The sequence below is a fragment of the Gymnodinialimonas sp. JB5-7 genome (assembly GCF_055693405.1).
In genome coordinates this window covers 1,400,718-1,421,425 of record NZ_JBVFUX010000012.1, presented here as the reverse complement: position 1 = coordinate 1,421,425, position 20,708 = coordinate 1,400,718, and the positions used below count along the sequence as shown (strand labels likewise).

25 protein-coding genes and 1 pseudogene are annotated in these 20,708 nt (G+C 61.3%); 22 read left to right on the top strand and 4 right to left on the bottom strand.

Translation table 11 applies throughout. The annotated features are described in order from the left end of the window. Window positions 1-4: 4 nt before the first annotated feature. The 13 genes from ACZ1HK_RS15535 to ACZ1HK_RS15475 all read left to right on the top strand — a co-directional run bounded on the left by ACZ1HK_RS15535 (window position 5) and on the right by ACZ1HK_RS15475 (window position 11,598). Window positions 5-1,657, top strand: coding sequence for a PAS-domain containing protein (locus ACZ1HK_RS15535; RefSeq protein ID WP_472629458.1), 1,653 nt, complete (start codon window positions 5-7; stop codon window positions 1,655-1,657). A gap of 92 nt (window positions 1,658-1,749) precedes the next feature. Then, window positions 1,750-2,280, top strand: a complete 531-nt coding sequence (gene tsaE / locus ACZ1HK_RS15530; protein WP_472629457.1) for a tRNA (adenosine(37)-N6)-threonylcarbamoyltransferase complex ATPase subunit type 1 TsaE — start codon at window positions 1,750-1,752, stop codon at window positions 2,278-2,280. Next, window positions 2,277-3,176, top strand: coding sequence for a phosphotransferase (locus ACZ1HK_RS15525; RefSeq protein WP_472629456.1), 900 nt, complete (start codon window positions 2,277-2,279; stop codon window positions 3,174-3,176). Before tsaE ends, ACZ1HK_RS15525 begins: the two co-directional genes overlap by 4 nt. Then, window positions 3,173-3,868 (top strand): nucleotidyltransferase family protein, encoded by a 696-nt coding sequence (locus tag ACZ1HK_RS15520; RefSeq protein ID WP_472629455.1) that lies wholly within the window; start codon window positions 3,173-3,175, stop codon window positions 3,866-3,868. The genes ACZ1HK_RS15525 and ACZ1HK_RS15520 overlap by 4 nt, the downstream gene beginning before the upstream one ends. After that, window positions 3,861-4,382, top strand: coding sequence for a hypothetical protein (locus tag ACZ1HK_RS15515; RefSeq protein WP_472629454.1), 522 nt, complete (start codon window positions 3,861-3,863; stop codon window positions 4,380-4,382). The genes ACZ1HK_RS15520 and ACZ1HK_RS15515 overlap by 8 nt, the downstream gene beginning before the upstream one ends. Further along, a complete protein-coding gene (locus ACZ1HK_RS15510) occupies window positions 4,298-4,765 on the top strand; it encodes a hypothetical protein (RefSeq protein WP_472629453.1) in 468 nt (155 codons plus the stop codon). The genes ACZ1HK_RS15515 and ACZ1HK_RS15510 overlap by 85 nt, the downstream gene beginning before the upstream one ends. A gap of 30 nt (window positions 4,766-4,795) precedes the next feature. Continuing rightward, window positions 4,796-6,817 (top strand): double-strand break repair protein AddB, encoded by a 2,022-nt coding sequence (addB, locus tag ACZ1HK_RS15505; protein WP_472629452.1) that lies wholly within the window; start codon window positions 4,796-4,798, stop codon window positions 6,815-6,817. Then, entirely contained in the window at window positions 6,810-8,576 is a 1,767-nt protein-coding gene (locus ACZ1HK_RS15500; protein WP_472629451.1) for a UvrD-helicase domain-containing protein, read from the top strand. Before addB ends, ACZ1HK_RS15500 begins: the two co-directional genes overlap by 8 nt. Further along, entirely contained in the window at window positions 8,536-9,480 is a 945-nt protein-coding gene (locus ACZ1HK_RS15495) for a 3'-5' exonuclease (protein WP_472629450.1), read from the top strand. Before ACZ1HK_RS15500 ends, ACZ1HK_RS15495 begins: the two co-directional genes overlap by 41 nt. 41 nt (window positions 9,481-9,521) lie before the next feature. Beyond that, window positions 9,522-10,169 (top strand): PD-(D/E)XK nuclease family protein, encoded by a 648-nt coding sequence (locus tag ACZ1HK_RS15490; RefSeq protein WP_472629449.1) that lies wholly within the window; start codon window positions 9,522-9,524, stop codon window positions 10,167-10,169. A gap of 60 nt (window positions 10,170-10,229) precedes the next feature. Then, on the top strand, window positions 10,230-10,550 hold the full coding sequence (gene trxA / locus ACZ1HK_RS15485) for a thioredoxin (protein ID WP_339986555.1): 321 nt from the start codon (window positions 10,230-10,232) through the stop codon (window positions 10,548-10,550). 143 nt (window positions 10,551-10,693) lie between these two features. Continuing rightward, window positions 10,694-11,254 carry an ActR/PrrA/RegA family redox response regulator transcription factor gene (locus tag ACZ1HK_RS15480; RefSeq protein ID WP_368477290.1) on the top strand — a complete coding sequence of 187 codons (561 nt, stop codon included), beginning with the start codon at window positions 10,694-10,696 and terminating at the stop codon, window positions 11,252-11,254. Further along, window positions 11,251-11,598, top strand: a complete 348-nt coding sequence (locus ACZ1HK_RS15475) for a hypothetical protein (RefSeq protein WP_472629448.1) — start codon at window positions 11,251-11,253, stop codon at window positions 11,596-11,598. The genes ACZ1HK_RS15480 and ACZ1HK_RS15475 overlap by 4 nt, the downstream gene beginning before the upstream one ends. Here the strand turns inward: ACZ1HK_RS15475 and ACZ1HK_RS15470 are convergent. Together ACZ1HK_RS15470 and ACZ1HK_RS15465 are read right to left on the bottom strand one after the other, a co-directional pair. Continuing rightward, complete coding sequence (locus ACZ1HK_RS15470) at window positions 11,595-11,996, bottom strand: hypothetical protein (protein ID WP_472629447.1); 402 nt, start codon at window positions 11,994-11,996, stop codon at window positions 11,595-11,597. The genes ACZ1HK_RS15475 and ACZ1HK_RS15470 overlap by 4 nt on opposite strands. Before the next feature lie 25 nt (window positions 11,997-12,021). Next, window positions 12,022-12,927, bottom strand: a complete 906-nt coding sequence (locus ACZ1HK_RS15465; RefSeq protein WP_472629446.1) for a LysR family transcriptional regulator — start codon at window positions 12,925-12,927, stop codon at window positions 12,022-12,024. Between the two features lie 95 nt (window positions 12,928-13,022). Here ACZ1HK_RS15465 and ACZ1HK_RS15460 point away from each other — a divergent pair, with 95 nt between their 5' ends. Further along, a complete protein-coding gene (locus ACZ1HK_RS15460; RefSeq protein ID WP_472629445.1) occupies window positions 13,023-13,184 on the top strand; it encodes a hypothetical protein in 162 nt (53 codons plus the stop codon). Window positions 13,185-13,247: 63 nt separating this feature from the next. Here ACZ1HK_RS15460 and ACZ1HK_RS15455 read toward each other — a convergent pair whose 3' ends face one another. Then, complete coding sequence (locus ACZ1HK_RS15455) at window positions 13,248-13,736, bottom strand: GNAT family N-acetyltransferase (RefSeq protein ID WP_472629444.1); 489 nt, start codon at window positions 13,734-13,736, stop codon at window positions 13,248-13,250. Beyond that, complete coding sequence (locus ACZ1HK_RS15450; RefSeq protein WP_472629443.1) at window positions 13,733-14,296, bottom strand: HD domain-containing protein; 564 nt, start codon at window positions 14,294-14,296, stop codon at window positions 13,733-13,735. The genes ACZ1HK_RS15455 and ACZ1HK_RS15450 overlap by 4 nt, the downstream gene beginning before the upstream one ends. Window positions 14,297-14,768: 472 nt before the next feature. On the opposite strand from ACZ1HK_RS15450, the pseudogene ahcY reads away from it, so the two are divergent. The 8 genes and pseudogenes from ahcY (at window position 14,769) to ACZ1HK_RS15410 (ending at window position 20,494) form a co-directional block, all read left to right on the top strand. Next, a pseudogene (gene ahcY, locus ACZ1HK_RS15445) lies at window positions 14,769-16,152 on the top strand (adenosylhomocysteinase). 9 nt (window positions 16,153-16,161) lie between these two features. Then, window positions 16,162-16,632 (top strand): hypothetical protein, encoded by a 471-nt coding sequence (locus tag ACZ1HK_RS15440; RefSeq protein WP_472629442.1) that lies wholly within the window; start codon window positions 16,162-16,164, stop codon window positions 16,630-16,632. A gap of 70 nt (window positions 16,633-16,702) precedes the next feature. Then, on the top strand, window positions 16,703-17,104 hold the full coding sequence (locus ACZ1HK_RS15435) for a glycosyltransferase (RefSeq protein ID WP_472629441.1): 402 nt from the start codon (window positions 16,703-16,705) through the stop codon (window positions 17,102-17,104). Window positions 17,105-17,195: 91 nt separating this feature from the next. After that, entirely contained in the window at window positions 17,196-17,840 is a 645-nt protein-coding gene (locus ACZ1HK_RS15430) for a class I SAM-dependent methyltransferase (RefSeq protein ID WP_472629440.1), read from the top strand. A gap of 332 nt (window positions 17,841-18,172) precedes the next feature. Continuing rightward, window positions 18,173-19,033 (top strand): phytanoyl-CoA dioxygenase family protein, encoded by an 861-nt coding sequence (locus ACZ1HK_RS15425; protein WP_472629439.1) that lies wholly within the window; start codon window positions 18,173-18,175, stop codon window positions 19,031-19,033. Between the two features lie 23 nt (window positions 19,034-19,056). Beyond that, window positions 19,057-19,632, top strand: coding sequence for an HD domain-containing protein (locus ACZ1HK_RS15420; protein WP_472630851.1), 576 nt, complete (start codon window positions 19,057-19,059; stop codon window positions 19,630-19,632). A 137-nt stretch (window positions 19,633-19,769) separates the two neighbouring features. Beyond that, a complete protein-coding gene (locus tag ACZ1HK_RS15415; protein ID WP_472629438.1) occupies window positions 19,770-20,111 on the top strand; it encodes a DUF2853 family protein in 342 nt (113 codons plus the stop codon). A 68-nt stretch (window positions 20,112-20,179) separates the two neighbouring features. Then, window positions 20,180-20,494: a DUF1272 domain-containing protein gene (locus tag ACZ1HK_RS15410; protein ID WP_472629437.1), complete on the top strand. Its 315-nt coding sequence runs from the start codon at window positions 20,180-20,182 to the stop codon at window positions 20,492-20,494. The last annotated feature ends 214 nt before the right edge of the window (window positions 20,495-20,708 follow it).

Genomic DNA, 20,708 nt, shown 5'->3' with positions numbered 1-20,708 from the left:
AACGGTGCCGATCTTGGACAATGCGGCGACACTCATCTTTCTTGCGATTGTGCTGTGCACCGCTGCTTTGGCAGTCGGGCTGACCACACGCCTCTTGTTGCAACGCGATCCAATGGCCCGTGCGACCGGCAGCACGAGTGTCTCAACCGGTCTGTTCCACAGCTACAGGTTTCGCGAAGGCTATCTGCTGTCAGATATTTCTCCCGATGACGCCTTCCTGGATACCGACACGGACCGCTCCAACGCGTTCCGGGAGCTTTTAGGCGTCCTCACACCACTAAGTCCTGAGATGACCGACCACATCGACGCGTTGCAACATCGGGGGCAAGCCTTCTTGCTGGATGCGCGCATCGGCTCCGATCTGGTCTCCATCGGTGGGCGTGAGGAAGATGGTGAACTTGTCCTGACAGTCGGCCCGGGTGGGGAGACGGCGGGGCGGCAAATCGTGGAAACAGCCACGCTGGAAACATTGCAAGCTGAGCTGTCTGATCTCCGGGCCACATTGGACAGCAACTCGGCCCTTATCTGGCGCGAAGACAACCGCCACCGGGTGATCTGGGGAAACGCGGCCTACGTGCACATGGCAGAACGCATGCGCGACGGGGAGACATCGGGTTGGCCGATGCCCCACCTGTTCCCTGACCAACTGGACCCGGCCCCGACCGACGGCACCATGCGTCGATGTCAGCTGACCCTGCCAGATCGGGAGGAACCCGCCTGGTTCGAAGTCAGCCGGGAGGAGCTGCCGGGCGGTGCAGCGCTTTTCACGGCGCACCGGATTGACCGCCTCATCGCGGCAGAAACTTCGCTTCGCACCTTCTTGCAAACCTCCACCAAGACCTTCGCGGCTCTGCCCATCGGATTGGCCGTTTTTGACAGGCGGCGCGAGTTGGTGACGTTCAATCCGGCGCTTTTGAACCTGTCGGGCATCCCGTTTGATTTTCTGTCTACGCGGCCCGACCTCAGCAGCTTTCTGGACGCCCTGCGCGAACGCCAACGGATACCGGAGCCGCGCAACTACAAGGCCTGGCGCGATGAAATCACCCGCCTCGAAGAAGGTGCTGAAAACGGAACCTATCAGGAGTTATGGGAACTGCCCGACGGCAAATCCTTCCGCGTTCTGGGGCGCCCGCACCCCGACGGGGCCATCGCGTTCATGTTTGAGGATATCAGTGCCGAGGTTTCGCTGACGCGCCAGTTCAGGGCTGATTTGGCGATGTATCAGGCCGTTCTGGATACGCTTCCGGTCGGACTGGCCGTGTTTAAGGCCGACGGCACGATGCTTAGCGCCAATAGCGGCTATGCCCGGCTTTGGGGGCAAGATGTGACAACGCTCGAGCATATGCCGGGCCTCGGCGAATGCACGGCCCTATGGGCCGCCCATTGTGAGCCGTCGGGCGTTTGGGCCGACATACGCTCCTTCGTGGCCCATGAGATTGAGCGGGGGCCTTGGGTGGATGAAGTCTGCTCGCGCGACGGTGTCCGGCTTGCGGTGCGCATGGTTCCAGCCAAGGGGCGGGCTACCGTGGTGCAATTCATGCCGATGGACGACAGTTTGACGGATCCTTTGGCAGAGATCGACCAAGACAGCGCCACGCCGCTTCTTGATGCCGCGCGGGCCGTTGGAAAGACGGAAGACACCGCTAAGACCGCTTGAGCGACCCGGAAGCCCTGCGCCACACGGATCGCATGCCACCTCCCGTTTTCTGATTCATGTTCCGCCAAAAGTGCTCTAATCTCCGGCGGACCATGAACTCCGCCGACCCCGTATCCTTGCCTAGTGACGACGCGCCAATCCTGCCCGATTGGCCAGTGTCCACACAGATCGACCTCGCTGATGAAGCGGCATCGGACGCTTTGGCACACCGCCTTTCCGTGGTGCTGGAACCGGGCGACACGCTGCTGCTGTCCGGCGCGCTAGGGGCTGGGAAAACCCATATTGCACGCGCTCTGATCCGAAGCTGGATGGGCAACCCGGATGAACCTGTCCCCAGCCCGACATTCACACTCGTGCAGACCTATGCGTCAGACCGTGGCGAAATCTGGCACGCAGACCTCTATCGTCTATCCGATCCGCAGGAGTTGGTTGAATTGGGGCTGGATGACGCATTTGGCGCGTCCCTCTGCCTGATCGAATGGCCGGATCGGATCGCGCCCGATTGGCCAAGGGCCTGCCTTTTGCACCTGGTACGCCAGGATGATGATACCCGCCGCGCCACTTTGATGGCTGCGCCCGGCGTTACGATGGCCACGCGTTTGGCCAAGGCTTTCACGGAATGATCGAGGCGTTTCTTGACCGGCACGGATGGGGCGAAGCGACACGCGCGCCGCTTGCGGGCGATGCGTCAGCGCGGCGTTACACGCGGCTTCAGATGGATGGCCAAACGGCGATCCTGATGGAGGATTCCGATGGCGCCAATCTCTTCCGATTTCAGAGGATCGGCGCCCATCTGCATAGCCTTGGATTGTCCGCGCCATTAACCCTTGCGTCGGACACCGAACATGGCCTGCTTTTGTTGGAAGACCTTGGCGATCTGACCCTGTCCCACCTTTTGGTTAAGGACCCAAATACCGCGGAACGGGCATATGCGGAGGCCGCCGCGATGCTTCCACATCTGGCCGTTGATCCACCATCCGGACTGGACGCTCCGAACGCTGCGGGCATGGCGGCGATGACGGGCCTGACCTTTGATCTACTGCCGGACAGTGATGCCCTTCGAAGCAAGCTGATGACTGCAATGACCGAAGCATTGGAACGCCATGCATCTGGCTTGCGCACCCTCGCGCTGCGCGACGTGCATGCAGACAATCTGATCTGGTTGCCGGATCGCCTTGGTGTCGCGCGGATCGGTCTGTTGGACTACCAGGACGCGATGATGTTGCCAGATGGCTATGATCTGGCCTCCCTGCTTGACGATCCGCGCCGCGACGTGCCCGAGATCTGGAAGACCTCGCTTGTGACAGACCATGCGCGGTTCAACACTCTGTCGCTTCAACGCAATCTGCGGATTTTGGGCATCTTTCATCGGCTTGCCACGCAATATGGCAAACCGCAGTATCGCGCCTTCCTGCCGCGCACAGCGGCGCTTGTGGAACGGGCAGCGCAGGAATTGCCCGCGCTCCGTCAACCCGTGGCAGAGCTTTTGGATCGAACCGCACATTGGGCCGCGCCATGACCGCGCCCTGCTTGATCCTGGCCGCTGGGTTTGGAACGCGCATGGGGGCCTTGACCGCAACGCGCCCCAAACCGCTGATCGAGGTCCGTGGGCAGAGCCTCTTGGATCACGCCATGGGCATTGCGCGGGGCGCAGGATGCCGAAAGATCGCAGTTAACGCCCACTATTTGGCAGATCAGATCGTGGATCACTTGAAGCAGGACGACACGGTGCCCGTCCTGATCGAACAGCCCGACATTTTGGACTCCGGCGGTGCGGTCAAGAACGCAGCCGCGGTGCTGGGACACGACCCAATGCTGACCTTGAACGCCGACAATGTCTGGCATGGGCCCAACCCGTTGGCTGCCCTCAGCGCCGCTTTCGATCCGACGCGCATGGGGGCCTTGCTGCTTCTTCTGCCCTGCGAAAGGGTTGTTGGCCGCAAGGATGGCGGAGATTTTTCGATCGACACCGCCGGTCGTCTGACCCTCGACAAAACGCACGGCGCTTACGTCTATCTTGGCGCGCAAATCCTCGACCCCGCGCCTTGCATCGCCGACCCTCGCAACGCCTTCTCGCTCCGGAACATCTGGGCGCAGCTGGAAGACCAAGGGCGGCTGTTCGGGCTGGTCTATGACGGGCAATGGGCCGATGTGGGCCACCCCGAAGGCATCGCCCTTGCCGAAGCCATGCTGGAGGCTGTCGATGTTTGACCCCAGCGAAACACCCCGCATCTTCGCGACTCCCTTGGGCGTCGATTTCTGCGCCGCCTTGATCGACGGGGTGGACGCGCGCCTGGCGGGCCAGGGGCCCGAGGCGCTGGCCCGCGTTGAAATCTTCGTCGCGAACGCCCGTATGCAGCGCCGCCTTCAAGCGCTCTACATGCAACGCGGCCCGGGCTTGTTGCCGCGCATCCGGCCGATCCTGTCGCTGTCCGAAACCGCAGACCTCGACGGTCTGCCGCCCGTCAAATCCCCGCTTGAGGTACGGCTTGAGCTTGCGCAACTGATTGCACGGTTGATCGACGCGAACCCCGACCTCGCCCCCGTGCAGCGCTTTACGATCTGGCCGACAGTCTTGCGGATTTCATGGGCGAGATGGTCGAAGAAGGTGTTGGCCCGGCCGATCTCATGGCGCTCGACATGGGGAAGCATTCTGAACATTGGGACCGCGCGCGGGAATTCCTCGGGATCGCCTCTGCCCTTCTGGCGCAGGATGACCGCCTGATCCCCGAGGCGCGACAGGCCATGGTGGTCGATCGGCTTGTGGCCCAATGGCGGCAAAACCCGCCGGACCATCCGATGATCGTTGCGGGGTCCACCGGCTCTCGCCGCGCGACGTTCCGGTTGATGCAGGCGGTGGCAACCCTGCCGCAAGGGGCCGTGATCCTGCCGGGGTTGGACACCGATCTGCCGCGCGCGGTGTGGCGGCGCTTGCTTGAGGACCGCAAACGCGAATTGGCCGGCGAGGATCATCCGCAATATCGCCTAGCGCGCGTCTTGGACGAGGCGGGGATGGATCCCGCCGATGTCGTTCTTTGGGGAAGCATACCCCCGTGCGACCCGCGCGGAACGCCCTCGTTTCCCTGGCCCTGCGCCCGGCGCCCGTGACCAACCAATGGCGCTCAGAAGGACCCAAGCTTGCGAACATTGCTGGCGCAGTGGCAGACATCACCTTGCTGGAGGCCCCTCCCCCAGGCCGAAGCCACGGCTATTGCGCTACGCCTGCGTGCCGCGATTGAAGACGGCAAACGCGCAGCCCTGGTGACGCCCGACAGGCGGCTGGCGCGAAAAGTGACGGCACAACTGGATCGTTGGCGTGTGAAGCCCGACGATTCCGCAGGGGACGTGCTGGCACAAACCGCACCTGGCCGTTTCCTGCGCCAGGTGGCCGAAGCCCGGACAGAGCCGTTGACGGCGGAGACGCTAGTTGCCCTGCTCAAGCATCCACTTTGCCATACCGGCGCCGAGCGCGGCGACCATACCCGCCGCGTCAACGATTTTGAGCTGCAGAAGCTGCGCAAGGGCCTCGCCTTTCCAACGACTGAGGCCCTGCTGGCGTGGGCACAGGAGCGCGAGAATGACGATGGCGCGGTCGCTTGGGCCGAGTGGCTAAGCCCTCTTCTTTCGACAGATACCCGCACCGGCCCGCAACCCATCGCGCAGCATCTTGAGGCGCATACGGCCTTGGCGCATCGCCTGGCCGGCGGACCGGGGACCGAGGAAAGCGGTGAGCTTTACGAACAGGAGGCGGGCCGCGAAGCGGCGCGGCTCATGGCGGACCTCGCCGCTGATGCGCACTACGGCGGGTCCATGTCGGCCCGCGATTACGCTGATTTCTTCACCTCTCTTGCCCATGACCGTGAGGTTCGATTTGCGCTACGTCCCCATGCCGACGTGTTGATCTGGGGCACGCAGGAAGCCCGTGTCCAAGGGGCGGATATCACCATTCTCGCAGGCCTGAATGAGGGCACATGGCCCGGTGCCGCGGAGGCCGATCCTTGGCTCAACAGACCCTTGCGGGCAGAGGCCGGTTTACGCCTGCCCGATAGGGTGATCGGGCTAAGCGCGCATGACTTCCAACAGGGTATTGCGGGCAGCGAGGTCTGGCTGAGCCGATCCAAGCGCGATGATGAGACAGACACGGTCCCGGCACGCTGGGTCAATCGGCTTGTGAACCTTCTGGGTGGGGCCAGCCCTGCCTCCGCGCACGCGCTGAAGGAGATGCGCGCAAGGGGTGAGGCTTGGCTTGCGAAGGCGGCCAAGTTGACCCGGCCTGATGTGTGGGACCCTCCTGCGCCGCGACCTGCGCCTGCGCCGCTGTTGGGCGCTCGCCTGACGCAGCTATCGGTCACAGACATCGAACGGCTCATCCGCGACCCCTATGCAATCTACGCCCGCCGCATATTGAACCTGCGCCCTATTGATCCTCTGCGCGCCAGCCCGGATGCCCGGCTAAGGGGCAATGTCGTGCATGCCATTCTTGAGGAGTTCGTTCGCGAGACGTCCGAGGGTTTGACCCACGATGCCCCCGCGCAGTTTTCAAACATTGCCGAACGTATTCTTCTAGAAGATGCGCCTTGGCCCGCAACGCGCCAATTCTGGCGCGCGCGCTTGCACCGCATCCTGCCCTGGTATCTCGAACAGGAGGCTGGTCTGCGGAACTTGGCCGAACCCTGGATGCTGGAGCAATCCAAGCATTGGGATATTCCCGGCCTGTCGTTGCGCCTGACCGGAAAGGGTGATCGCATTGATCTGCTGCCGGACGGACGCGTGGCCATCTACGACTACAAGACCGGCAACCTGCCGACCGACAAACAGGAAATTGCGTATAACAAGCAGCTTCTGATCGAAGGGCTGATGGCCCGCGGCGGCGCCTTTGCCGAACGCCCGCTAGACGTCGCGAAGCTGGCTTATATCGGGTTGGGCTCAAAGCCGGAGATCCGGGAACAACCCGTCGATGCGGAGACCTTTGCGCAGGTCATGGATGGTCTGAAAACACTGATCACCCATTATCGTCTGAAGCAGGTGGGCTTCCCCTCGCGCCGGTCTGTGAAGGATACGCGGTTTGAGGGGGATTATGACCATCTCGCCCGGCTCGGCGAATGGGACGAGACGCAAGAGGCCAAGGTGATCCCGGTCGGAGGGTCGCAGGATGGATGACGCAACCCGCGCCCAGACCCGTGCTGCGCAGCCCAATATCTCAACCTGGTTGGGGGCCAATGCAGGCTCCGGCAAGACCCGTGTTCTGACGGACCGCGTGGCGCGGCTGTTGCTGGCGGGTGTGCGACCCGAACGCATCCTGTGCCTGACCTACACAAAAGCCGCCGCGATGGAGATGCAGAACCGCCTGTTCGAACGTCTCGGCGAATGGGCAATGAAAGACGATCCGACGCTGCGCCAGACCTTGGCCGACATCGGCGTCTTGGCCTTGGCGGACGATCACCTCGACACAGCGCGCACGCTTTTTGCGCGGGCAATCGAGGCGCCGGGCGGGTTGAAGATACAGACGATCCACTCTTTCTGTTCGTCCGTCTTGCGCCGCTTCCCGCTGGAGGCGCGGGTGAGCCCGGCCTTCACCGAGATTGATGAGCGGATGCAGTCGCGGCTTTTGTCGGACCTGCTGGACCAGATGGCCGAAGACGACAGCGGGCGGGCCGCCTTGGGCCTGATCGCCGAACATCTGTCCGACGATGAAGGCGCGGTCGCGCTGGCCCGCGCCGTTGCAGGCAAGGCGGAGGCGATGACGCCCCCGGCAAAGTGGGCCGAGATTTGCGATTGGGTCGGGATTGATCCAAGGCTGACCGAGGCGCAAATCATCGCGGACGTTCTTCAGGGCGATGAGGCGGATATTGCCCATGTCATTTGCGCGCACCTCGACCCGAGCACGAAAACACATGTGACGCTTGCAGAGAAGTTGAAAGCCATAGCCTGGGACAGGCCAACGCTTGAAACCATAGCGACGCTGGAAGCGATCTTCGTGTACCAATCCGGCGCGAAAATGGGTGAGCCGCGCATTGATGCCATCGCGAATGCGAAGGTGCGCGGTGCCCTTGGCGATACGATGGAGGCGGTGAATGCATTGGCGGAGCGTCTGGCCGAAGCCCGCCCGCTGCGCACCGGTCTTCTGACGGCAAAACGCACCCACGCCCTGCACCGGTTCGCCGACGCCTTTCTGCCGGCCTACGCGCAGGCAAAGCAGGCGCGTGGCTGGCTCGACTTTGACGACCTGATCGACAAGACACGCGCGCTTCTGTCAGACAGCCGCGTCGCGCAGTGGGTTTTGTTCCGGCTGGACGGGGGGATCGACCACATTCTTGTAGATGAAGCGCAGGACACCTCGCCCCGGCAATGGGATATCGTCACACGCCTGACCGAGGATTTCGCAGCCGGTGAAGGCGCACGCACCGACGTTGAACGTACGATCTTCGTGGTGGGCGACAAGAAGCAATCCATCTACTCGTTCCAGGGCGCAGACCCGGACGAATTCGACCGGATGCGCGACTATTTCGAGGCGCGCCTGAAAGCCATCGAGGCCCCGTTTCAGGATGCCGCGCTGATCCATTCCTTCCGCTCGTCGCCGCCCATTCTGGCGTTGGTGGACCGTGTCGCAACACGCCTCGGCGCCCCGGGATTGGGGCAAAACGTTCAACACGAAGCCTTTTTCGAGAAGCCGGGCCGGGTCGATCTTTGGCCGCATATCGCCCCGGCTGAGAAGGCCGAAAAGCCCAACTGGGACGACCCGCAGGACTTGGTGAGCGAGGATCACCATTCCTCAAGACTGGCGGAAAACGTAGCGCTCCGCATCAAGGACATGATTGAAAATCCCGTCGAATACGCGCTGGGCAAAGCGGTGACGGCTGGCGACATCCTCGATCCTTGTGCGCAGACGCTCGCCCCTGTTTCACAAGATCATCGCTGAACTGAAAGCGCGCGAACTGCCTGTTGCGGGCGTAGACCGGTCGCAACTCACCTCGCCGCTCGCCGTCAAGGATCTGCTGGCGCTGTGCCGTTTCCTCGCGACGCCCGAGGATGACCTGTCGCTGGCCTGCATGTTGCGCTCGCCCCTGATTGGGTTGAGCGAAGCGCAGCTTTACGATCTGGCCCATGGTCGGTCCGGGTATCTTTGGTCAGCCCTGCGCGACCGTAAGGAGGAATTCCCGGACGCCCATGCGATCCTGCGCGATCTGTTCAATCAGGCCGATTTTCTGCGCCCCTATGACCTTCTGGAACGCGCCCTGATCCGACATGACGGCCGTCGCCGCCTGATGGCGCGGCTGGGGCCTGAGGCCGAAGATGCCATCGACGCGATGCTGGCGCAGGCGCTGAGCTATGAGGCTAGCGAAGTGCCCTCGCTGACAGGTTTTGTGGGTTGGCTGGAATCCGGCGACGTGCAGGTAAAGCGCGACCTCAGCCAGGCCGAAGGGCAGATCCGCGTGATGACTGTTCATGGGGCAAAGGGGTTGGAAGCCCCCGTCGTGATCCTGCCGGATTGCGCCGAGTACAGGGGCCAAGGTGGGCGGATCAGGCTGCTGTCACCCGAGGGCGGTCCGGTGGTTTGGTCGCCCAAATCCGGCGAGGAAAGCGACGGCGTGTTGGAGGCCAAGGAGGCCGCCAAGGCCCGGGAAGCGGAAGAGGCCAACCGCCTGCTCTACGTTGCACTGACCCGGGCGGAAAGCTGGCTGATCATTGCGGCCGCGGGCAAGTTGGGCAGTGAAAAGAAGCCCGCCTCGTGCTGGTACAAGATCGTGGAAGACGCGATGCAAGACAGTGGCGCCCGCCCGTTGGACGTGCCGGGACTGGACGGGCACAGGCCTGCGCATTGAGACGGGGAAATGGCCCACTGTGCGCAAACCAGATCAAGGGGATGACACAGGGCACAGCTCTGCCGGATTGGGTCATGGAGCGGGTGAAGACGCCTGCCAAAGACAAGGACGCGCGGACACCATCTGATCTGGGAGGAGCAAAGGCGCTGCCCGGCGCAGGTGATGAAACCGCAATCGCGATGCGGCGGGGGTCGATCACGCACCTCTTGCTGGAACACTTACCGCGCTTGCCCGCGGCCGCATGGTCCGCTGCGGCCCCCGGCATTGCGGCCCTTCACGCCTCCGACGTGACCGATGCAGAGCTTCAGCCGATGCTGGACGAGGCGACACGCGTTCTGACCGATCCCGGCCTCAGCCATCTTTTCGCACCCGACACCTTGGCCGAGGTCGAAGTCGCCGGGCATTCAGCGACGTTGGACGCCCCGATGCTTGGAATCATCGACCGCCTGATCGTGGAGCCGCACCGGGTAACAGCGGTGGATTTCAAGACAAATGCAACCGTCCCGGCAAAGGCAGAAGAGGTTCCCGACGGCCTGCTGCGCCAGATGGGCGCCTATGCGGAATTGCTGCAAGCCGTTTATCCGGATCGGGAAATTGCCACTGCGATCCTTTGGTCGAGAACGGGAACCTTGATGGAACTGCCACACGATCTCGTGTCCGAAGCGTTGAAAAGCGCTAGGGGTGCTTGACCCGGACGACCCCCAACCATAGCTTCCGACTCCAATTCAAATGTGCCTGGAGGGCAAACCATGGCTACCACCGCCGTCACCGACGCCACCTTCGATGCCGAAGTGAAGCAGTCCGACATTCCTGTCGTCGTCGATTTCTGGGCCGAATGGTGTGGCCCCTGCAAGCAGATCGGCCCCGCGCTGGAAGAGCTTTCCACCGAATATGAAGGCCGCGTGAAGATCGTGAAGGTCAACGTCGATGAAAACCCGAATGCGCCGATGCAACTGGGCGTTCGTGGCATTCCGGCGCTGTTCATGTTCAATGGCGGTGAGGTCGTGTCCAACAAGGTAGGCGCTGCACCCAAGGCTGCCCTTCAGAAGTGGATCGACGAAGCCGTCTGATCAACTCGACCGTCGAATTCTCAAGGGCGCCCGATGCGGCGCCCTTTTTCCGTTTGCGCCAACAGTCTTTTCACCTGCGACCGTTTGACCATTTTCCCGATATTCCTATAACTTAGAGGCAGGGATGAGAGGAGACGACCGCAATGGCAACGACCGACCGCAGCCTCCGGGACATCGGCCCAGACAAATCACTGCTCATCGTCGACGACGATGAACCATTTCTGCGCCGCCTTGAGCGGGCGATGGAGAAGCGGGGTTTTGAGGTGGAAGCCGCTGGTTCCGTCGCGGCCGGGTCCGCCATCGCCACCGCGCGCCCGCCTGCTTATGCCGTCGTTGATCTGCGGCTTGAGGATGGCAATGGCCTCGACGTTGTCGAACGCTTGCGCGAAAAGCGGCCCGATGCACGGATTGTCGTGTTGACCGGTTACGGTGCAATCGCAACGGCCGTGGCCGCCGTAAAGATGGGCGCCACCGACTACCTGTCGAAACCAGCCGATGCCAATGACATCACCTTCGCCCTTCTAGCCGAAGAGGAAGAGATGCCTCCGCCGCCGGAAAACCCGATGAGCGCGGATCGCGTGCGATGGGAGCATATCCAGCGTGTCTATGAGCTGTGCGATCGCAACGTGTCAGAGACCGCTCGGCGATTGAATATGCACCGCCGGACCTTGCAGCGCATCCTCGCAAAACGCTCTCCTCGGTGAGGCTGGCTTACGCCATTCCTCTGCTGCTCGGCGCCTGCATCGGTGGCACTTCTCCGACGGTTTCCGACCGTCCGATCTTTCCGGTATCCTACGATGCGCAGGGCATTTCGGTGGATGGCTCTGGCCAAAGGATCGACTTTGGACGCGCGCAGGCAGGCGTGATTGAAACGATGACCCGGCTGCAAGGTCGTGCGCCGACAATCCTGCCGTGCGATCTTTCCACCCGCTCTGCCGCTCGTTGGCAGGACGGGCCTTTGCTGGTCTTTCGGAACGGAAATCTGGTGGGATGGAGCAATGAAGGGAATGGTGCCGGCGAAACCTGCACTCCCCTAGCGATCAATTAATCGCGTTTGCGTTTTTCGACCAGCAGGCCTTTGAGCGGCTGAGATACGCCACCAACGACAAACCCGAGCAGATTGCGGATCTTGTCGCCAATCGTGGCGTCCGTGCGCAGGGGTTCGGGCGGATCTTCCGGGTCTTCCATTAGGTCGCGCTGATCGTGCGGGATCACGGTGCCAGCTGCGACCGCGTTCAACAACGCAGCCGCCTCATCAGCCTTGTCGGCGGGGACGTGGATTTCCATCGGTCCGAAGGCAAGGCTGGCATGGGGCAGAGTATTCGACAGCTCCGTGCCCGGTGCGATGGCCATGATGTCTGCCCCTTCAAGGGCAGCCACCGCCATGCGGACCTCCATCAGGTCAAAGCTGGACGCGATTTTTACGAAGCCCTTGAATTTGGCCATGTCTGCTCCTGTTGGTTGCGCCCAGTCAGCCCGCTTTCGCGCCACGCTGCAAGTCTCGTTTCAGCCAGGTGACAAAGGTTTGCGCGCGTCGGCTGAGTGGCCCCGGCAGATGCAACAGGTGGTAGGCATAGCGTTCGCCGACTTCTTCGGCGAGTACTTCTAACCGGCCTTCAGCGATATCGCCTTCGACCAGCGCATAGGGTTGCGCCGAAACACCGCCGCCGGATCGACAGACCGGCAGAAGAAGCATGTTCGATTCCAACTCTGTCGCCTTCAGGTTTTCAACATCGACACCAAGGCTCTCAAGGCGATCGTTATATTCCTGGTTGGCGTCATTAAGCAGCCAGGGCAGCGTGTTCAGACGATCCCACGCCGCACGACCGCACAGTTTTTCAGGAACCGGGCCAAACTGGCCGGGCTTGCCGACGACGACCATCTTCGCCTCAGTCAGAACCGTTCCCTCCAAGCCTGGCCAGGGGCCTTCGCCATGGCGGATGACCAGATCAACGCCATCGCGTCGCAGATCAACAAGGTCTTGGCTTGTCTGAACGCTCAGCGGCACGTCCGGATGGGCAGTCCAGAAGGCGGCAAGGCATGGCATTAACCAATTCTCCGCAAAGCTGGGAGTTGTGGAAAGGATCACCGGACGATCCTCACGCCCTTGCCGTGCAGCGCGAACGCCGGCAGCAATCTCGGCAAAGCCAGCCCCGAGGTCGCGGGCCAGTTCAGCGCCTGCCTGCGTCGGCACCATGCCGCGACCCGCGCGGGTCAGCAGCGGTTGCCCGAACTCTGCCTCCAGCGTCCGTACATGGGCGGCGACGGCGGCGTGTGTCACGTTCAGCGTGCGCGCGGCCTCAGACAGCGAACCGAGGCGCGCCGCTGCCTCGAACGCGCGCAGCGCCGAGAGGGAGGGGATGTCACGCCAATCCATATGTTATCTCATCTGACATATTGGAAGTATTGCGGATCTCGGCCTTCGGCGCGCAAGAGGATATCAACATGGCAGTCATCTGAGAGGAACACGCCATGTTTGGAATTCTCGCGAACTCACTGAAAATCGCAACCCGGCAGGAGCGGAACTGGGATGCCCCCGACCATTGGTCGACCTATGATCATCGCACTTCGGCGCAACGCCACCGCGATGAAGCGGACCGTCGTCGGTGGCTGCGCCAGACCGGCATCCTGTGAAGCAGGGTATAAGTAGAGCGTCTCAGATGTGCGGGCCCAAATCCCTTTCCTGCACGATGCGCTTTAGAGATCGAAGCGCTTCAGGATCTTGTCGACACGTCTCCCGTCGGCCATCTGATAGCCTTCGATCTTGCCGTAATCCTCGAACCCACGGGATTGGTAGTACGTCAGCCCGCTTTCATTGTCGGCGCGGATATTGGCGTTGATCCATTTATAGCCCTTGGCCTTGGCGGCAGCCTTCGTCGCCTCCATCAACTTCGATCCAATCCCCAAACCTTGCTGCCCGGGCTTGGCAAAGGTCGCGATCTCGGCGGCCTCGGGCGGCAAATAACCTTCGCCTTTCGTGAACCACTGAAATCCAACAATCTCTCCGTTGGGCTTTTCAGCAACGATCCAGGATGACGTATCCGGATCAGTCTTCATGCGGTCGAGGAAGTATTGCGCTTCAATCTCGCCTGTCAGCGCAGTCGTGCCCCCAATTCTGATGACCTCGTTCAGGATTGCCGCCATTTCGCGGGCGTCAAGATCGTGGGCTTTGCGGACGGTGATCATAGGGCCTCCATCAATGCCGCGTGACGCGCGGTGAAGTCGGCGCGCACCTCGGATGGCGGGCGCAGATGCAGGGTGAGGCCTTGGGTGATTGTTGGATCGGGCTTGCCGAAGAATTTGTCGGCCTCCGCTTCGGTGAAACCCGCCAGTTGCGTTGCCTCCAGCCATGCGGAAATCTTGTCGGCCTTTTTGATCGTGGCCTTGACTGTTTTCGGCAAAGCGGCAGGCAGACCAAAGCGCAGGTGGATGGCGGCCGCCAATCGATCATCGAGCGCGCCGTAGCCGGGGCCAACCGCGGCTTTTACGGGGCTGATCATATCGCCAATCACATATTCCGGGGCATCATGCAGCAAAGCAGCCAGTCGCCATTTGACCGGCGCGTCCGGGGCCAAGCGCACATGGATATCCGTTACAAGGATCGAATGTTCCGCCACCGAATAGGCATAGTCGCCATGGGTTTGCCCGTTCCAACGCGCAACGAATGCGAGGCCGTGGGCGATATCCTCGATCTCGATATCCATCGGGGTCGGGTCCAGCAGGTCAAGCCTGCGACCAGACAGCATGCGTTGCCACGCGCGGGGTGGGTGTTTGGGCAAGGTGAACGCTCCGAACCGTTTTTGCGGTTGTAGCAAACCTGCGCGGTAGGGATAGCCCTACCCAACGCGCCACGGAAAGTTCTAGGTGATCCGTCGATGATCAGGTTAGCCTCTGCCCGCAACTTTAGATTGAACGGAGGATATTCCTTTATGAGCAAGACTGGAAAAGGCGACGGCGCAGGCCCCGGCCAAACCCCCACAACCACACCACCCCCGGCGCTGGCGGCCCTAAGGGCCCCAACACGCAGGAAGGTCCCGCGAGCGACAAGTAAGCCGCACGGATGTGTTAAATCATACGAAAGGGCCACGCCGCTCCCACGCGGTGTGGCCCTTTTCCGTTCATTTTTATGCGGTCATGTGCGCCGCATTGCTCAATATCCGCGGCGCTGTTATGGGGGCGGCAAGCAAGATTTTGGACGCGCCCGCAGGAGGCAGAAACATGACCGATTACGTCGTCAAAGACATCGCCCTGGCCGAGTTTGGCCGGAAAGAACTCGACATTGCAGAGACCGAAATGCCGGGCCTGATGGCCCTGCGTGAGGAATACGGTGCAGAAAAGCCGCTGGCTGGTGCGCGGATCGTGGGCTCGCTCCACATGACGATCCAGACTGCGGTTCTGATTGAAACGCTGGTCGATCTCGGCGCGGATGTCCGGTGGGCCTCGTGCAACATCTTCTCCACGCAGGACCATGCGGCGGCAGCGATTGCCAAGGCCGGCATTCCGGTCTTTGCGGTGAAGGGCCAGACGCTGGAAGAGCATTGGGATTATCTGGACCAGTCCTTCATGTTTGAAGACGGCCCCAACCTGATCCTCGACGATGGCGGCGACGCGACGCTCTACATTCTGCTCGGTGCGCGTGCCGAAGCCGGGAGAAGAGATCATCCCCGTGCCGCAGTCCGAAGAGGAAGAGGTGATCAAGAAGCAGATCGCCAAGCGTTTGGCGGCAAGCCCCGGTTGGTTCACCAAGATGCGTGATCAGATCAAAGGCGTGTCGGAAGAGACAACCACCGGTGTGCACCGTCTTTACGACCTGCAGAAGAACGGCCAGCTGCCGTTCCCCGCGATCAACGTGAATGACAGCGTCACCAAGTCGAAGTTCGACAACAAGTATGGCTGTAAGGAGTCGCTGGTCGACGGCATCCGTCGCGCCACGGATACGATGATGGCCGGCAAGGTCGCCGTTGTGATGGGCTACGGCGATGTGGGCAAAGGCTCTGCCGCTTCGCTCCGTGGCGCAGGCGCACGGGTGAAGGTGACTGAGGCCGACCCGATCTGCGCGCTTCAGGCCGCCATGGACGGATTCGAAGTTGTGCTGCTGGAAGAAAACCTCGACGCCGACATCTTCATCACCACCACCGGCAACAAGGACGTGATCCGTATCGAGCATATGCGCGAGATGAAGGACATGGCGATTGTCGGCAACATCGGCCACTTCGACAACGAGATCCAGGTCGCGGCGCTGAAGAACCACAAGTGGACCAACATCAAGGAACAGGTGGACATGATCGAGATGCCCTCGGGCAATCGCCTCATCCTGCTGTCCGAAGGCCGTCTGCTGAACCTTGGCAATGCCACCGGCCACCCGTCCTTCGTGATGTCGGCGTCGTTCACCAACCAGGTGCTGGCGCAGATGGAGCTGTGGCAGCGCGGAGATGAGTACCAGAACCAGGTCTACATCCTGCCCAAGAAGCTCGACGAGAAAGTCGCGCGCCTGCATCTGAAAAAGATCGGCGTGAAGCTGACCGAGCTGGACAAAGAGCAAGCCGACTATATTGGCGTGCCGCAGGACGGGCCGTTCAAGCCAGAGCATTACCGGTACTAAGCACCAAAGATGGCGAACCCGATCAAGCTGTGTTTCTTGCGCAAGCTAGAGCCACCTGAGTCGGGTTCCCATCTGATGCGGGTCCGGCAGCTTTCGGCGCTGATGGAAAAGCATGGGCCGGACGATATTGATGTCATCGTGCGGCCGGTTGCCACCCATAATCGGGTTCTGCGCGCTTTGACCATCGCTGCCTTGCCAAAAGATGTTGTCTTCATCGTGCCGAAACAGGTCATGTGGTATTGGCCTGCCGCTTCGCTTAAGGCGCTGCGCAAGAAGGGCCGGGCCGTGTTGGCCGATTATGTCGACAGCAATATTGACGTCATGCCGCCGGAATTTGTCGACGTGCATCTTTCGACATCATTTGTTGGAACGGACGGCCTTGCGAGATGGATCGAGGCGACCGGCGCCAAGGGTGAGGCGCGCACGCTCTTGCACAACGTGGATGCCCGCTTGCGTCGCCAGTCCGCCGAAGCAACCTGACGCCGCGCCAAAGCTGATCTATGTGGGATCAGCGCGCTCAACCCATTTACCAGATGACATCCGCCCGCAAGTGGACGTGATTGAGGGCGGCACACCCGCCGAATTCGAGGCGGCGCAAACGGCCCTGGCAAACGCGGCGGCACATTACTGTGTCCGCCCCGATCCGGCGGATGCCCCAAACCGCAAATTCAAGCCTTTCACCAAGGGTTTTACCGCCGCGTGGTGTGGCGCTGCGATGGTCGTCAACCGCAGCGTCGATGACGCAGAGGCTTTTTTGGGCGAAGACTATCCGTTTATGTGTGATACGCCCGACGTGCCCGACATTCAAAATGCCATCGCGCGGCTGAAAGACAGTTGGAACGGCCCAGATTGGGCTGAGGCACAAGATCGAGGTCAGGCCATGGCCGAGCGCGTTCGCCCCGAACAGATCGCGCGTGACCTTGAAACCATTGTTCGTGAGGTGCTGAGCTGACATGCCATTGTTCAAACGCAAATCATCCCGCCGGAAAATGCTGCATGCACCGGGATTCCCTCAGATCTCTGGGGCGGGGTATCGCAGTGTGTTGGCGGGGCTTGAAACGCAGGTGGCGCCCGACTGGTATCTTGAGATCGGCTCCCGCACGGGATCGTCACTTAAGGACAGAAAGTGCAGCTTTGTCGCCGTTGATCCTGAATTCAAACTGGTGCCCGATGTGTTCAACGCCTCCCGCGCGCAGCTGTTTTTTCAGGAAGAGAGTGACACTTTTTTCGAAGGCGGCTTTCTAGCGCGCGCCGGGATCAGCCCGCAATTGGCCTTCATCGACGGGATGCATCTGATCGACTATGTGCTGCGCGATTTTCGCAATACCGAAGCTGCAATGGCGGCGGGTGGCGTGATCGCGCTGCATGACATCTTGCCATTCAATGCCGAGATGACGACGCGCGAGCTGAGCGCGCTGGACGAGATCGATGCCTGGACAGGTGATGTATGGAAGATCATTCCGATCCTGCAGAAATACCGCCCCGATCTGGTGCTGGAGGTTGTCGGTGCGCCGCGCACGGGCATTCTTGTTGTCCGAAACATAGACCCGAACAACCGCACCCTGTTCGACGCTGAGCACGAGATCTTTGCCGATTTCCTAGAATTGGACATGGCGGATTACGGGCCCGATGCGTTTTTCGGCGCGTTCGAGTTGCAGGATCCGGATCGCTACATCGCCTCGCTTTAGGATGGTTTGATCGGGCAACCGTCAAACAAGATACGCGGCGCCGCGCAGGTGCGGCGGTTCGATCCCCGGTGCTAACGGGGCGGAATATGCGCGTCCGAGAAACCTGACCTAGGCCCAATTCGGGGGCTGTCTTCGGCCAGGTTTTCAAACCGTCGTCGAAGCGGTGCCGCCCTTGTCGAGAAGCCCCGCAGTGATGCATCGACAGGCTTTGTCCTGTGGCGGGGTTTCAGAAACGTTAACGATATGAAGAAAATGCGACGCTTCACGGGTCGATTTTGTGACAGACGCCACAAAGCCGCAATGAAACCGTTCAGCGTAAGGGAGGGTTCGTCATGGCTGGACTCAATCACGCAGAAATCGCGCGGTATCGTGCGGACGGTGTCCTTCACCCCGTCCCGGTCTTCACGGAACGAGAGGCCGCCGATCTGCGCGCCGAGGTTGAGGCCTTGGAGGCAACCCACGGCGATGGTGCGGGCGGTCACAGCCTAAGCCAGTTTTTCAGGGTGAATGGGCAATTGGTGATCCCGCTTCTGGCTGAGATCGCGCGCACACCCGCAATTCTGGATGCAGTGGAAGACGTTCTTGGCCCCGACCTTCTGGTCTGGTCGGTTGAGCTGTTCATCAAGGAACCCGGCGATGGCACCATTGTCACTTGGCACCAGGACATCACCTATTGGGGCATGGGCGAGACCGACGAGGAAGTGACCGCATGGCTTGCGCTAAGTGACGTGTCGGTTGAGGCCGGGTGCATGCGCTTCATTCCCGGCAGCCATGTCGGTGGCATTGTCAGCCATGAAGACACGTTTGACGACGCGAACCTTCTGAGCCGCGGACAGCAAATTGCGGGTGTCGATGAAGCGCGCGCGGTGCCCGGCCCGTTGCGCCCGGGTGAGATGTCGCTGCACCACGGGCGCTGCTTCCATGCCTCGGCGCCCAACCGCTCGGACGATCGGCGCATTGGTTGCGCGATCCGCTATGTCACGCCGGACGTGCGGCAGGGGTTGCATCGTGACTATGCGATGCTCGTGCGCGGGAAGGACAAGGCACAGGGTTGGATCAACCTTGCCGGGCCACGCGGTTTGTTCGACCCACGAGATCTGACCCTCTATAATGAGGTTCTGGTCGCCCAATCAGCTGCCTTGACGGCCGGGGCCGAAGCCGATGTGGCGATGTATGAAGGGGCCAAGCTGTGAGCGAGACCGTCAGTTTCACGCAGATGAAGGATGGCACGAAGGCCGACTACGAAATGCTCGAACGGCTGGAGAAGCCGTTCCTTGCTCTGACGGCGGACCGCGTACTGGACGAGTTGCGGCGGCAGGAGCACATCACCTTGGAAGGTTATCCGATCACTCGGCTGGACCATGGCCTGCAAAGCGCCACCAGAGCGGAACGGGACGGCGCGGACATCGACTGGATCGTTGGCGCGCTCCTGCATGATATCGGCGACGGGCTGGCCCCGCAAAACCACGATCGCATGTCAGCCGAAGTGATCCGCCCGTTCGTGCGTTGGGATGTGGCCTGGGTGGTGGAACATCATGGGCTTTTCCAGATGCTCTACTATGGGCACCATTATGGCTGGGATCGCAACGCGCGGGACCGCTACCGCGATCATCCCTGCTTCGAGAGCTGCGCGACCTTCTGCGAGCGCTGGGATCAGTCCAGTTTCGACCCGGACTATGACAGCGAGACGCTGGATCATTTTGAGCCGATGGTGCGTGAGGTCTTTGGCCGAAAGGCCTATGCGGCTGATGTTTTGCGCGAAGGCGAAGTCTCGCCGCTTGTTGCAGCATAAGCGCAGGGGACCGCCGGGACGTTTTTCCCTGCAACTTTTTCTTTCTTCGAAAGGGTGCGCGCGTTTAACCTCCGCGCGAGCCAGGCCGAAAGGTCCGGTGCGAGACATGAAAACACTAACGGGGGAGAAACCAACCCATGGGCAAACGTGACGATCTGATCGCGCAATATGCGGATGACCTGAAGAACAAGTGCGGCATGGAGCCGGACATGGCGCTGCTGACCAAAGTGACCATCGGCTGCGGCCCGTCGATCTACGACGCGGACGCATCGACTGTGGCGGCAACGCAGGCAGGCGAGCTGGAAACCGTGAAGAACAACTTCCTGATGAAGAAGCTGGGTTTGCCCGACAGCCCCGATCTGATGAACGCGATCAACTCGGTCATCGAGACCTATGGCCGTTCCGAGCGCAACAAATACCGCGCCGTGGTCTACTACATGCTGACCAAGCATTTCGGCAAAGAGAGCGTTTACGGCTGAGACCGGATGCGTTGACTGTTGAGGGCCTGCCCAATTCGGGTGGGCCTTTTTCGTTTGAGGAGTGGGTTATGCTTGAGCTGAGGCCAAACTGTGAATGGTGCGACAAGGATCTTCCACCGGACGCGGCGGAGGCGCGCATCTGTTCCTATGAGTGCACTTATTGCGCGGACTGCGTGGAACAGGTTTTGCGGAATGTCTGCCCAACTTGCGGCGGAGGCTTTCAACCGCGGCCGATCCGCCCACGCGGCGCGCATCGGGAAGGCAAGACATTGGGCTTGGGGCATCAACCCGCCAGCACCACGCGGGTGCATTCGCAATGGAGCGCGGCAGAAGTGGCCCATCTATCGGATCGCCTTGCCAAACTTCCGCCCGGCAAGCGCTAGAGCACTTTGCGATTGATTTGAATCGCAACCCGCTGCCTCGCGCCGATGGCGCGAACGCGGGAAGAATGCCCCAGATAAAACGCAAAGTGCCCTAGCATTTAGGTCAAATGCGAAATGCAATTCCTTTGCTGCAGGGCGGCATGAATGGCATAACGCTGTCGTCTGGCCAGTAAGGCGGACCCGAATTTCAGTTACACGAGCGGAGCGAGGCCGC

Bases quoted from the DNA above. Each gene is read 5' to 3' on its own strand.
- tsaE (WP_472629457.1), top strand. From the start codon at position 1,750: ATGAACTCCGCCGACCCCGTATCCTTGCCTAGTGACGACGCGCCAATC.
- ACZ1HK_RS15525 (WP_472629456.1), top strand. From the start codon at position 2,277: ATGATCGAGGCGTTTCTTGACCGGCACGGATGGGGCGAAGCGACACGC.
- ACZ1HK_RS15520 (WP_472629455.1), top strand. From the start codon at position 3,173: ATGACCGCGCCCTGCTTGATCCTGGCCGCTGGGTTTGGAACGCGCATG.
- ACZ1HK_RS15515 (WP_472629454.1), top strand. From the start codon at position 3,861: ATGTTTGACCCCAGCGAAACACCCCGCATCTTCGCGACTCCCTTGGGC.
- ACZ1HK_RS15510 (WP_472629453.1), top strand. From the start codon at position 4,298: ATGGGGAAGCATTCTGAACATTGGGACCGCGCGCGGGAATTCCTCGGG.
- ACZ1HK_RS15500 (WP_472629451.1), top strand. From the start codon at position 6,810: ATGGATGACGCAACCCGCGCCCAGACCCGTGCTGCGCAGCCCAATATC.
- ACZ1HK_RS15490 (WP_472629449.1), top strand. From the start codon at position 9,522: ATGACACAGGGCACAGCTCTGCCGGATTGGGTCATGGAGCGGGTGAAG.
- trxA (WP_339986555.1), top strand. From the start codon at position 10,230: ATGGCTACCACCGCCGTCACCGACGCCACCTTCGATGCCGAAGTGAAG.
- ACZ1HK_RS15480 (WP_368477290.1), top strand. From the start codon at position 10,694: ATGGCAACGACCGACCGCAGCCTCCGGGACATCGGCCCAGACAAATCA.
- ACZ1HK_RS15470 (WP_472629447.1), bottom strand. From the start codon at position 11,996: ATGGCCAAATTCAAGGGCTTCGTAAAAATCGCGTCCAGCTTTGACCTG.
- ACZ1HK_RS15465 (WP_472629446.1), bottom strand. From the start codon at position 12,927: ATGGATTGGCGTGACATCCCCTCCCTCTCGGCGCTGCGCGCGTTCGAG.
- ACZ1HK_RS15460 (WP_472629445.1), top strand. From the start codon at position 13,023: ATGTTTGGAATTCTCGCGAACTCACTGAAAATCGCAACCCGGCAGGAG.
- ACZ1HK_RS15455 (WP_472629444.1), bottom strand. From the start codon at position 13,736: ATGATCACCGTCCGCAAAGCCCACGATCTTGACGCCCGCGAAATGGCG.
- ACZ1HK_RS15450 (WP_472629443.1), bottom strand. From the start codon at position 14,296: ATGCTGTCTGGTCGCAGGCTTGACCTGCTGGACCCGACCCCGATGGAT.
- ACZ1HK_RS15440 (WP_472629442.1), top strand. From the start codon at position 16,162: ATGGCGAACCCGATCAAGCTGTGTTTCTTGCGCAAGCTAGAGCCACCT.
- ACZ1HK_RS15425 (WP_472629439.1), top strand. From the start codon at position 18,173: ATGGCTGGACTCAATCACGCAGAAATCGCGCGGTATCGTGCGGACGGT.
- ACZ1HK_RS15420 (WP_472630851.1), top strand. From the start codon at position 19,057: ATGAAGGATGGCACGAAGGCCGACTACGAAATGCTCGAACGGCTGGAG.
- ACZ1HK_RS15415 (WP_472629438.1), top strand. From the start codon at position 19,770: ATGGGCAAACGTGACGATCTGATCGCGCAATATGCGGATGACCTGAAG.
- ACZ1HK_RS15410 (WP_472629437.1), top strand. From the start codon at position 20,180: ATGCTTGAGCTGAGGCCAAACTGTGAATGGTGCGACAAGGATCTTCCA.